This is a genomic window from Salmonella sp. SAL4457 (assembly GCF_046548235.1).
GTDB lineage: Bacteria > Pseudomonadota > Gammaproteobacteria > Enterobacterales > Enterobacteriaceae > Salmonella > Salmonella enterica.
The window spans coordinates 1-273 of sequence record NZ_JBGDZO010000460.1 but is presented as its reverse complement, the minus strand read 5'-3'; the positions used below and the strand labels follow the sequence as shown (position 1 = coordinate 273).

Sequence of the window (273 nt, the reverse complement as noted above, 5' to 3'; positions counted from 1 at the left end):
CAGGGTCTTGCCCATGCGCTCCTGCGCTTCCTTCTTGATCTCGTTGATCATTCTCAACCCTCCTCGATCAGGGTGCCTTCGGCACCACCAACAACAATATTCAGCAATGCGCCCGGCTTGTTCATGTTGAACACCCGCAGCGGCATGTTCTGGTCACGGCACAGGCAGATGGCGGTCAGGTCCATCACGCCGAGCTTGCGGTCGAGCACTTCATCATAGGTCAGGCGCTCGAACTTCTCGGCATTCGGGTCCTAGAACGGGTCGGCAGTGTAC

At 57.9% G+C, this 273-nt stretch carries 1 pseudogene; it reads right to left on the bottom strand.

Features of this window, described 5'->3' with window-relative positions:
- Positions 1–53: 53 nt before the first annotated feature.
- Positions 54–273 (bottom strand): annotated as a pseudogene (locus ACLJNW_RS25040) (UMP kinase); the annotation flags it as partial.